Source organism: Rhodovulum sp. PH10 (assembly GCF_000293785.1).
Taxonomy (GTDB): Bacteria; Pseudomonadota; Alphaproteobacteria; order Rhizobiales; family Xanthobacteraceae; genus Rhodoplanes.
In genome coordinates this window covers 1-10,712 of sequence record NZ_AKZI01000186.1, presented here as the reverse complement: position 1 = coordinate 10,712, position 10,712 = coordinate 1, and the positions used below count along the sequence as shown (strand labels likewise).

Genomic DNA, 10,712 nt, shown 5'->3' with positions numbered 1-10,712 from the left:
CGAACACGGGCCTGCCCGTGTTCGGCACGTGACGTTCGCAAGTCGGGCAAGCCCGACTTGCGTGGGTTGCGGGGCGAACGCCGGCCGCGGCGTCGAAAAGCTCACCGATATCCCCGATATCGGCATCGCTTTTCTCCTGGCCTCCGGCAGTTCGCGCCGCAACGCAGCCCGCGTCCGAGTTTCCAAACGGTCTCTCACCAGTTTCCTGTCGATCGGCGCGGGCTCGCCGCGCCGGCGACCGCCGGGCCTCACTCCACCGCGAGACCGGCGAGCTTCGCCCGCTCGACGATGGTGCGCGACAGCCGGATCGAGGCGATGTCGATCATCCGGCCGTCGAGCGTGGTGGCGCCGTGCCCCGTCTCGGTCGCCCGCGCGTACTCGGCGAGCACCCGCCGCGCCCAGTCGATCTCGGCGGCCGGCGGCACGAAGGTCGCGTTCACCGCCTCGATCTGCGAGGGATGGATGCACCATTTGCCGTCGAACCCCATCGCGCAGGCGATGTTGCAGGCGCGGGTGAAACCCTGGCCGTCGTGCAGGCCGCCGAACGGCCCGTCGATCGCCCGCCGGCCATAGGCGCGCGCGGCCTGGACGATCGAATGCATGATGGCGTGCCAGCGGTGGGCCGGATACTGCACGTCGTGCTCGTCGGCCTCGCCGATCGCGGCGAGCGGCATGCGGACCGAGGCGGCGTAGTCGCCGGGGCCGTAGATCAGCGCCTCGAGGCGCGGCGCGGAGGCGGCGATCTCGCGCACGTTGCAGGCGCCGAGCGCGGTCTCGATCAGCGCCTCGATGCCGATCTGCGCAAAACCGTGCGCCATCTCGATCTGGCTCAGGAGCGTGGCGACGAAGGCGACGTCGGCCGGGGTGGAGACCTTCGGCACGACCACCGAATCGATCCCCGCGCCGGCCGCCTCGACGACCTCCACGAGGTCGCGATAGGCGTACTCGGTGTCCAGCCCGTTGATGCGGAACTGGCGGATCTTTCGGCCGAAATCGAGCTCGCGAAAGGCCCGGGCGACATTGCCGCGGCTCGCCGCCTTCTCGCCGATGGCGACCGCGTCCTCGAGGTCGATGCAGACGGCGTCGGCGGTCGCGGACGCCGCGGCCTTCTCGATCATGCTCCAGTTGGAGCCCGGTACCAGCAGGACGGAGCGTTCGAGGCGTTCGGGCATGGCGGTCTCCGCTCGGTGTCGATGGACGCGCGGCGGCACCCGGGTGGGCGCCGTCCGCGGTCCGGATGCATGCGGGAGAGCGCGAGCAAAGCCGGCAAGGGCCGGCCGAGGTCGTCACGCCCACCCGATGGTGGCCTGCATGCCGATGGCGCCGTCGCCATTGGCGGTGAAGAGGTCGTGGCCGCCGTCCTCGCGGAGGCGACCGGCGACCGACACGGCATCGAAGCCGAACAACGGGCGCACGGCGCGGAACTCGTAACGCGCCGGCAGCCGGCCCGGCGCGTGCCGCCTGGCGCTCTGCATCAAGAGGATCGCCTGCAGCGGCCCGTGCACGACGAGGCCCGGATATTTCTCCACGCCCATCGCATAAGGCTCGTCGTAATGGATGCGGTGGCCGTTGAAGGTGAGCGCCGAGAAGCGGAACAGCAGAACGGGGTCGATCCTCACCGGCTCGCGCCAGGCGAGGTTTTCGGGCAGCGGCGTCGGCGCCGGCGGCACGAATTTGTCCGGCATCGCGATATAGACGATGTCCTGCTCCTCGCGGACCGCGAGGCCGCGCGGCGAGAAGACCTCGTGGCGCACGGTGACGAACACCATGCGGCCGGCCTTGCCGGTCTTCTCGGCGATCTTGACGATCTCCGCGCGCTTGGTCACCGCGTCGCCGATCCGCAGGCGGTCGTGGAAGGTCAGGCGGCCGCTCGCCCACATCCGCCGCTCGAGCGCGATCGGCGGGAGGAAGCCGCCGCGCTTCGGATGGCCGTCGGGGCCGACCTGCGACATCGGCACGATCGGCAGGAAATAGAGCCAGCTCCACAGCTCGGGCAGCGGCGCGCCGTCCGCGGTGTCGATCGAGGCGTCGTCGAGGGTGGCGGCGAGCGCCCGCACCGGGGTCGGACCCACCCGGTCGGTCTCCTCCTGCGTGCGGCCGATCCAGCTCTCGAGCGGCGCCTCGGGAGCAGGCTCGGTTGTCGCCCGCAGCCCCGGATCGTCACGATCTCCCGGCTCGTCACGATGTGCCGGCTCGTCGCGATGTCCCGCATCCATGGCGCGCCCCCCGGCGTGTCGTCGTCCCCGGCCGGTCGGTGGGACCCAAAAAGTCCCGGCCGCCGCCGCACGTGGCGATCCGCCCTCGACGGGCGGCAGAAACCCTCGATTGATATTGAGCGTACCTCGCCCGGACTGGCAAGGGGGCGCGCGCGCCGTGCCGACCGACCGCGGTGCCACGCGCAAAAACAGCGGCAACAACGGCGTCGGGCGGCCGCAGGAAACTTCCCGCGCCGCCCGACCGTCTCGTCCCGTGGACCCGCGCGGGTCCTTCGTCACGAATCCGTCACGCGAATTCGAGGATCACCGCATCGACCGGCAGGCTGTCGCCCTTCTTGGCGAGGACGCGGGCGACCGTGCCGTCGCGCTCGGCGCGCAGCACGTTCTCCATCTTCATCGCCTCGATGATGGCGAGCGTCTCGCCGGCCTTGACCTCCTGGCCCGGCGTGACGTCGATCGACAGCACCAGGCCCGGCATCGGGCACATCACCTTCTTGCCGGTGTCGGCCTTCACCTTTTCCGGCATCAGGCGGATCGCGAAGGCCTCCCACGGCTTGTAGACGTAGACCTTCACCTCGATGCCGTGATGCGACATCACGTGGCCGTTCGGGATGTCGGTCGCCTGCACCGCGACCGGATCGTCGTCGATCACGCCGAGCCACACCGGATCGCCCGGCTTCCAGGCCGACTCGGTGTAGCGCTTCGGCCCGCGCTTACCGTTCTCGATGAAGTGGACGGCGATGCCGTTGCCCTCGCGCTCCACCTCGAGCTCGATCTCGGACTTGCCGACCAGCACGATGCGGCGGCGGTCGCCGGGCACGTGCGGGTGCTTCATCTGGCCGGAGATCTTGCGCTTGCGCTCGGTGATCTGGAACTCCATCACCGCGGCGACCGCGGCGATGGTCTTCTCCTTGTCGGCGTCGGGGGCGAGCGGGACGAAGCCGTCCGGCCACTCCTCGGCGATGAAGCGGGTCGACAGCCGCCCCTCCGCCCAGCGCGGATGCTGCATCAAGGCCGACAGGAACGGGATGTTGTGGCGGATGCCCTCGACATAGAAGCGGTCGAGCGCGCGCGCCTGCATGTCGATCGCGCCGGCGCGGCTGTCGGCATGGGTGATCAGCTTGGCGATCAGCGGGTCGTAATAAAGCGAGATCTCGCCGCCCTCGTAGACGCCGGTGTCGATCCGCACGGTCACCTTGTCGACGCCGTCGGCGGTCCGCTCGATCGGGGTTCGCATGCGAACCACCCGGCCGATCGAGGGCAGGAAGTTGCGGAACGGATCCTCGGCATAGACGCGCGATTCCACGGCCCAGCCGGAAATCTTCACGTCCTTCTGGGTGAGCGTCAGCTTCTCGCCGGCGGCGACCCGGATCATCTGCTCGACCAGATCGACCCCGGTGATCAGCTCGGTGACCGGATGCTCGACCTGCAGGCGGGTGTTCATCTCCAGGAAGTAGAAGCTCTTGTCCTGGCCGGCGACGAACTCCACGGTGCCGGCCGAATCGTAGCCGACCGCCTTGGCGAGCGCGACCGCCTGGGCGCCCATCTTCTCGCGCGTCGCGGCATCGAGCAGCGGCGACGGCGCCTCCTCGACCACCTTCTGGTTCCGGCGCTGGATCGAGCATTCGCGCTCGCCGAGATGGATGACGTTGCCGTGCTTGTCGCCGAGCACCTGGATCTCGACGTGGCGCGGATCGACGATGAATTTTTCGATGAACACGCGGTCGTCGCCGAAGGCGGAGCGCGCCTCCGAGCGGGCGCGGCTGAAGCCTTCCGCCACCTCGCCTGCATTGTAGGCGATGCGCATGCCCTTGCCGCCGCCGCCGGCGGAGGCCTTGATCATCACCGGATAGCCGATCTCGTCGGCGATCTTCACCGCGTGGGTCTCGTCCTCGATGGTGCCGAGGAAGCCCGGCACGGTCGAGACGCCGGCGGCGGCCGCGGTCTTCTTGCTCTCGATCTTGTCGCCCATCGCGGCGATCGCGCGCTGGTTCGGGCCGATGAAGACGATGCCGGCCTCCTTCAGCGCCTCGGCGAACGCCTCGCGCTCGGACAGGAAGCCGTAGCCCGGATGCACCGCCTCGGCGCCGGTCTGCCGGCAGGCGGCTACGATCTTGTCGATCAGCAGATAGCTCTGGGCGGCCGGCGGCGGACCGATATTGACGGCGGTGTCGGCCATCTCGACATGGAGCGCGTCCTTGTCGGCGTCGGAATAGACCGCCACGGTCGCGATTCCCATCCGCCGCGCCGTCTTGATGATCCGGCAGGCGATTTCACCACGATTGGCGATCAGGATCCGCTTGAACATTGGTACGACATCCACATGGAAGAATAAGTAGGAAGAGGCAAACTCGGGCGGCCAAGTTCTAGCCGCAGTGCAGAAAAGTCAACGGCAATCCGGCGGTGTCGCGCGTCCCGGCGGAGCGGGCCGGAGCGGCGGCGGCCGGACGGCCGATGCGGCGGCGGACGCGCTTCGCCCCTCCTGCGGAGACCCCACCGGACGGCAGCGACGGCGACGGCCGACGACCCCCGAGATCGGTGACGGAGCGCGAGACGGCGACGCGGCGGACGGCCGGACCCGACCGGACCGCCCGCCTGCGCCGGGCGTTTCCTGAGCCGAAAACACCGGCTTCGCAATTGATCGATCGGAGGGGGCCGCGCCGAGGGAGACGGCGCGCGGATTTGCCGAAGGAATTTACGAAGGCGTTTGGCGGGGGATTTGGCGAAGGCATTTGACGTGAGGATTCGGCGGGAGGATTTGGCGGGGCGGATCGGCCCGCGCGAACGCGGCACCGAGCGGACACCCGCAGGAGCGTCCGGTGCCGCGCCGTCTCCATCTCCCCCCACGCGCCTCGCTGCGGGTCGCCCTCGGGCGCTCCGGACGCGACCCCGGCGGCTGGTCCGATCCCCATGGGCTCGGAACCTTGCCGCCCGGCCGGGGCCACGTGTCGCACCGGCTCCCGGTCCTCTGCCCCCCTGCGGCATCGGCCCGGATGCGTGCCCGAACGAGCTCGGACGGGTCCGTCCGGGCCGGCCGGCGGACGATCAGGTCCTCGGCTGCTGGCCGAACATCTTCGAGATGCCGCCGAAGGCATCGCTGTTCGACACGGCGAGCCGCTGCGCCAGCATGCCGAGCTCGGTGGTCTGCGCGGTCACCGCCTCGAACTGCTTGCGGGCGTGGCTGGTCGACAATTCGATGAACTCCGACGGGCTGCGCACCGCGGCGAGCCCCTCGGCATAGTCCATCGCCGCGTTGATGTTCTCCTTCATGAACTGGAACATCCGCTGGCGATACGCCTCGATCGCCTCGCTGGCGGCAGAAAGCTCCGCAGAGGGCATCGGCGCCCCCGCCTCCCGCGCCGTCGAGGCGAGGTCGAGCGGCGATTTCATGCCGGCGAGCCCGCTCGCATAGTCGAGCGCGGCATTGACGTTCGCCCGCATGTACTCGAACACTTTGAGCCGATACTCCTCGGCGACGTGCGCCGCGGCGGATGCGTCGATCCCGGCCTTCTCCATGGCATCCTCCATGGCGTCCTCCGTCCGGGTGATCGCCTCGTCCATGCTCTTCTTGATCTCTTCCAGAGCCTGATCGTAGTTCGAGCCGTTGCCGGTCTGATCGGTCATGGCGACAATCCTTCCCACAAGCATTTCCACGGTGTGTTGCGGCCGCTCCGGGCGGATTTTCCCGTCCTCGGTAACAGCGTCGGCCCCCCGGCCTCGTTCCCGGCGCGACTGCGGTCGCGGGCCACGAGCCGTCGTCGGCCGGGCGAGCCTTCGCCCCACCCGGCATACGCCGCGCCAATGTACCGGCTTTGCGGCCGCGTGTCTCGCCACGACGCGAGCGCGCGCGATCCTCGCGCATCGGTTGGGCATTCCCCGGCCCGACCCGCCACCGAGACGCGAACCCCCTTCCCTTTCCGCCGCCGCCGCCTATAAGACGGCGCCGAAGCACGCGCGCCCGACCGGGCGCCGTCGCGTGCCGACCGGATACCATGGGGCCCACCGTCTACGTCATCAACGGACCGAACCTGAACCTGCTCGGCAGCCGCGAGCCGGACACCTACGGCCGTGCCACCCTCGCCGACGTCGAGGCGCTGTGCCGGGAGGCGTGCGAGCGGCACGGGTTCGGGCTCGACTTCCGCCAGTCGAATCACGAGGGCGACCTCGTCTCCTGGATCCAGGAGGCGGGCGCGTCCGGCGCGGTCGGCGTCGTGCTCAACGCCGCCGCCTATACCCACACCTCGATCGCCCTGCTCGACGCCGTCGCGGCCGTCGCGGTGCCGGTGATCGAGGTCCACATCACCAATGTCCACGCCCGCGAGCCCTTCCGCCGAACCTCCTACCTGTCGAAGGCGGCGAAGGGCGTGATCTGCGGGTTCGGCCCGCTCGGCTACGCGCTCGCGATCGCCGGGCTCGCGGGCCTCCAGACGCAAGGAGACCGATCGTGACAGCCGCCGATGACGACAAGCCGGCGCCGACCGTCGCCGTGAACGAGGAGATCGTGCGCAGCCTGGCGCGGCTCCTGGGCGAGACCGGCCTGACCGAGATCGAGATCGAGCATGCGGGGCTCCGCGTGCGCGTCGCCCGCCAGGGCACGCCGGTCGCCGCCACCGTGGTGGCGCCCGCCCCCGCGGCCTCGGCGGTGCCGGGCGTCTTCGCGGTCGCCGACGGCTCGATGGATCCCTCCAAGCATCCCGGCGTCGTCACCTCGCCGATGGTCGGCACCGCCTATCGCGCGCCCGAGCCCGAGGCCCGGCCGTTCGTCGACATCGGCACCGAGGTGAAGGCCGGCGAGACCGTGCTGATCATCGAGGCGATGAAGACGATGAACCAGATCCCGGCGCCGAAGTCCGGCACGGTGACGCAGATCCTCGTCGAGGACGGCCAGCCGGTCGAGTTCGGCGAGCCGCTGATGATCATCGAATGACCGGTCTCTCGAACGGGGGCGGGAGCGGGGGCGCGATGTTCGAGAAGATCCTGATCGCCAATCGCGGGGAGATCGCGCTGCGCATTCTGCGCGCCTGCAAGGATCTCGGCATCCAGACCGTGGCGGTACACTCGACCGCCGACGCCGACGCGATGCACGTCAGGCTCGCCGACGAGAGCGTCTGCATCGGGCCGCCGGCCGCCAAGGACAGCTATCTCAACATTCCCGCGCTCTTGGCGGCGTGCGAGATCACCGGCGCCGACGCGGTGCATCCGGGCTACGGCTTCCTGTCGGAGAACGCCCGCTTCGCCGAAATCCTCGAGGAGCACGGGCTCGCCTTCATCGGCCCGAAGCCCGCCCACATCCGCCTGATGGGCGACAAGATCGAGGCCAAGCGCACCGCCAAGCGGCTCGGCATCCCGGTGGTGCCGGGCTCGGACGGCGCGGTCGGCTCCGACGAGGAGGCGCGCATCATCGCCCGCGACATCGGCTATCCGGTGCTCGTGAAGGCGGCGGCCGGCGGTGGCGGACGCGGCATGAAGGTCGCCCGCAGCGAGGCCGATCTGCACGTCGCGCTGGCCACCGCGCGGGCGGAATCCAAGGCCGCGTTCGGCGACGACGCGCTCTACATGGAAAAATACCTCGAGCAGCCGCGCCACATCGAGTTCCAGGTGATCGGCGACGGCGAGGGCAAGGCGGTCCATCTCGGCGAGCGCGACTGCTCGCTGCAGCGCCGCCACCAGAAGATCTGGGAGGAGAGCCCCTCCCCGGCGCTCAACGCCGATGCCCGCCAAAAAATCGGGGCGACGGTCGCCAAGGCGATGCAGGACCTCGCCTATCTGGGCGTCGGCACGATCGAGTTCCTGTACGAGGACGGGCAGTTCTATTTCATCGAGATGAACACCCGCATTCAGGTCGAGCATCCGGTGACCGAGGCGATCACCGACATCGATCTGATCCTCGAGCAGATCCGCGTCGCCAATGGCGGCGGCCTGTCGGTGACGCAGGAGGAGGTCGCCTATCACGGCCACGCCATCGAGTGCCGCATCAATGCGGAGAACCCGGTGTCCTTCCGCCCGTCGCCCGGAAAGATCCGGCACTACCATCCGCCGGGCGGCATGGGCGTGCGGATCGATTCCGCGGTCTATCAGGGCTACACGATCCCGCCGCACTACGACTCGCTGATCGGCAAGCTGATCGTGCACGGCAAGACGCGGGCGGAATGTTTGATGCGCCTGCGGCGGGCGATCGACGAGGTGGTGGTGGACGGCATCGAGACGACGCTGCCGCTGTTCCGCGCGCTGGTGCGCGACAAGGACATCATCGACGGCAGCTATCACATCCACTGGCTCGAGCAGTTCTTGGCCCGCGGCGGGGTGGACGAGTAACCGGCAAGGCAGGCGTGGGGTGGGCGCGGCGGTGCGCGCCTTCGCCCGCCCTGCTGGACGAGCGAAAAGCGGGCGCGGCGCAAACAAACGCCGTGCCCGCTGCCGTTTCGGAGGAGGATGTCGGTATCGTCAGGCGTTGCCGGCCTTGAGCGACGCCAGCATGGCGCACACGTCGGCGGCCGCATAGGGCTTCGGCACGAAGTTCGAGCCGGGCACCGCGTCGGGCACCGAGCCCTGCGTGCCGGAGGCGTAGACCACGCCGAGCTCGGGGCGCATCGCCCGGGCGAGCCGCGCCAGCTTGGTGCCGTCGACCTCGCCGTCGATGTTGATGTCGGTGAACAGCACGTCGACCGGCGTGCCGTCCTCGAGAACCTGAAGCGCGTCGTCGGCATTGGTGGCGGTGTAGACCTCGAAGCCGCGCTCGATCATCGCGTCCTCGATCATCATGCTGATCAGAACCTCGTCCTCGACGAGCAGCACACGGGGCAGTCGGCTGCCGGACAGACTCGTACCCATGATCCAGGTGCTCCGTGACGATCGTCTGCGAGAGTGCCGACGATTTGCTTAAAATGTGAGTAAAAGGCTAGCGATCGGCCGGTTACCGAAGCGTTAACGGGCCCTGCGGCCCCCCTTCACGTTCCGGTGATCACGTCCCTCCCGACGCGGGGCCGGGCGCGCATTCGGCGGTGCAGACCGACCGGCGGCGGTCGCGTATGAAGGCTCGGGTATGATACGGAGTGTCCATGGCCCGTCGTGATTCCGCATCGGTCGAGATCACGCCAGAGGTGCTGCTGAAGGCCTATGCCTGCGGCATCTTCCCGATGGCGGAGAGTGCCGACGATCCGGCGCTCTACTGGATCGAGCCCGAGCAGCGCGGCGTGATCCCGCTCGACGGGCTGATCGTCCCGTCGCGGCTCGCCCGCACGGTGCGATCCGACCATTTCCGCGTCGAGGTCGACCGCGACTTCGACGCGGTGATCGACGGCTGCGCCGAGCCGGCGCCCGGCCGCACCCGCACCTGGATCAACACCCGCATCCGCGCGCTCTATCGCCGGCTGTTCGAAACCGGCCACTGCCACACCGTCGAGGCCTATGTCGGCGACACGCTGGTCGGCGGGCTGTACGGCGTCAGCCTCGGCTGCGCCTTCTTCGGCGAGAGCATGTTCCATCGCGATCGCGACGCCTCGAAGGTCGCGCTGGTGCATCTGGTCGCGCGGCTGAAGGCCGGCGGCTACCGCCTGCTCGACACCCAGTTCGTCACCGATCATCTGCGCCGCTTCGGCGCCGTCGAGGTGCCGCGCCGCAGCTATCACAAGCTGTTGGCGCAGGCGCTGATCGGCGAGGCGGATTTCTTCGCGCTGCCGGGCGACGCACCGATTGCGGGCGCCCGCGCGCTCGAGCTGGTGCGGGAGACGACGGTCGGGCCGAGCGGCGACGCCCCCTGAACGGGACCGCGCCGCGGCGCACGTCGACGAGAACGATGTTTCGAAACGCCGCGCCGGTCGGGCCCGTCAGGGCCGGGCCGTACCCTGCTGCTGGCGGCGCTGCGGGTGCGCGCGCGGCAGCGCCACCGGGGCGTCCGGCGCCCCCTGCCCCGCCTTCGGCGCGCCGTCGTGGCCGTCGCCCGCCGCCGGCGCGGAGGCCATCGTGGCGCTCGCCTTGCAGTCGGTCAGCCACACGTCGTAGATCGGGTGCTCGACGCCGTGCAGCCCCGGGCTCGAGGCGAACATCCAGCCGCGAAACAGCTTCTTCACCTCGCCCTGCAGCGAGGTCTCGTCGACCTCGACGAAGCCCGTGGTGTTCGGCGCCTCGGTCGGCGGGCGGGTGTAGCAGGCGCGCGGGCGCACCTGGAGCGCACCGAACGTTTTCGTCTGATCGAGCGGCACCTCGAACTTGGTGATCCGCCCGGTGATCTTGTCGAGCCCGGAGAAGACGGCGATCGGGTTCTCGACCTTGTGGGTCGGCACCTCGACCTCGGTGACGATGTCCGCGGACGGGCTCGCCGGCGAGCCGGTGGGCGCACCCGCCGGCGGCGTGGCGGCAGTCTCGGTGCCGGTGCCGTTCTGGCCGGCCGGCGGCGGTGCGGTGTGGCCGGGCGCCGATCCGGCCGGCGCCTGCTGGCCCGGCGCGGCGCCGGGGGCGGCCGACTGGCCTGGGTGGGCGGGGGGGATCGCGGCATTC

Annotated in this window: 10 protein-coding genes; 4 read left to right on the top strand and 6 right to left on the bottom strand. The window is 69.8% G+C overall.

All coding sequences use genetic code 11. The annotated features are described in order from the left end of the window. Positions 1-248: 248 nt before the first annotated feature. From A33M_RS20930 to A33M_RS22620, 4 genes are all read right to left on the bottom strand, one after another. Complete coding sequence (locus A33M_RS20930; protein ID WP_008391675.1) at positions 249-1,172, bottom strand: HpcH/HpaI aldolase/citrate lyase family protein; 924 nt, start codon at positions 1,170-1,172, stop codon at positions 249-251. 114 nt (positions 1,173-1,286) lie between these two features. Beyond that, complete coding sequence (locus A33M_RS20925; protein WP_008391674.1) at positions 1,287-2,216, bottom strand: FAS1-like dehydratase domain-containing protein; 930 nt, start codon at positions 2,214-2,216, stop codon at positions 1,287-1,289. A gap of 286 nt (positions 2,217-2,502) precedes the next feature. Then, complete coding sequence (locus A33M_RS20920) at positions 2,503-4,524, bottom strand: acetyl-CoA carboxylase biotin carboxylase subunit (protein ID WP_008391672.1); 2,022 nt, start codon at positions 4,522-4,524, stop codon at positions 2,503-2,505. A 737-nt stretch (positions 4,525-5,261) separates the two neighbouring features. Continuing rightward, positions 5,262-5,840, bottom strand: a complete 579-nt coding sequence (locus A33M_RS22620) for a phasin family protein (protein WP_008391671.1) — start codon at positions 5,838-5,840, stop codon at positions 5,262-5,264. A 368-nt stretch (positions 5,841-6,208) separates the two neighbouring features. On the opposite strand from A33M_RS22620, the gene aroQ reads away from it, so the two are divergent. From aroQ to accC, 3 genes are read left to right on the top strand one after another with little or no spacing between them, the layout of a single operon-like run. Beyond that, positions 6,209-6,664, top strand: coding sequence for a type II 3-dehydroquinate dehydratase (gene aroQ, locus A33M_RS20910; RefSeq protein WP_008391670.1), 456 nt, complete (start codon positions 6,209-6,211; stop codon positions 6,662-6,664). After that, positions 6,661-7,143, top strand: coding sequence for an acetyl-CoA carboxylase biotin carboxyl carrier protein (gene accB, locus A33M_RS20905; protein WP_008391669.1), 483 nt, complete (start codon positions 6,661-6,663; stop codon positions 7,141-7,143). The genes aroQ and accB overlap by 4 nt, the downstream gene beginning before the upstream one ends. A gap of 35 nt (positions 7,144-7,178) precedes the next feature. Further along, positions 7,179-8,531, top strand: a complete 1,353-nt coding sequence (gene accC / locus A33M_RS20900) for an acetyl-CoA carboxylase biotin carboxylase subunit (protein WP_008391668.1) — start codon at positions 7,179-7,181, stop codon at positions 8,529-8,531. Between the two features lie 129 nt (positions 8,532-8,660). On the opposite strand, the gene A33M_RS20895 is transcribed toward accC, so the two are convergent. Further along, positions 8,661-9,047: a response regulator gene (locus A33M_RS20895; RefSeq protein WP_083850596.1), complete on the bottom strand. Its 387-nt coding sequence runs from the start codon at positions 9,045-9,047 to the stop codon at positions 8,661-8,663. A 227-nt stretch (positions 9,048-9,274) separates the two neighbouring features. On the opposite strand from A33M_RS20895, the gene aat reads away from it, so the two are divergent. Next, positions 9,275-9,976, top strand: coding sequence for a leucyl/phenylalanyl-tRNA--protein transferase (gene aat / locus A33M_RS20890; RefSeq protein WP_008391666.1), 702 nt, complete (start codon positions 9,275-9,277; stop codon positions 9,974-9,976). A 66-nt stretch (positions 9,977-10,042) separates the two neighbouring features. Here the strand turns inward: aat and A33M_RS20885 are convergent. Further along, a partial coding sequence (locus A33M_RS20885; RefSeq protein ID WP_157223604.1) for a DUF2155 domain-containing protein occupies positions 10,043-10,712 on the bottom strand: 670 nt, incomplete at its 5' end.

Coding starts and splice junctions, on each gene's coding strand:
- A33M_RS20930 (WP_008391675.1), bottom strand. CDS start 1,172: ATGCCCGAACGCCTCGAACGCTCCGTCCTGCTGGTACCGGGCTCCAAC.
- A33M_RS20925 (WP_008391674.1), bottom strand. CDS start 2,216: ATGGATGCGGGACATCGCGACGAGCCGGCACATCGTGACGAGCCGGGA.
- A33M_RS20920 (WP_008391672.1), bottom strand. CDS start 4,524: ATGTTCAAGCGGATCCTGATCGCCAATCGTGGTGAAATCGCCTGCCGG.
- A33M_RS22620 (WP_008391671.1), bottom strand. CDS start 5,840: ATGACCGATCAGACCGGCAACGGCTCGAACTACGATCAGGCTCTGGAA.
- aroQ (WP_008391670.1), top strand. CDS start 6,209: ATGGGGCCCACCGTCTACGTCATCAACGGACCGAACCTGAACCTGCTC.
- accC (WP_008391668.1), top strand. CDS start 7,179: ATGTTCGAGAAGATCCTGATCGCCAATCGCGGGGAGATCGCGCTGCGC.
- A33M_RS20895 (WP_083850596.1), bottom strand. CDS start 9,047: ATGGGTACGAGTCTGTCCGGCAGCCGACTGCCCCGTGTGCTGCTCGTC.
- aat (WP_008391666.1), top strand. CDS start 9,275: ATGGCCCGTCGTGATTCCGCATCGGTCGAGATCACGCCAGAGGTGCTG.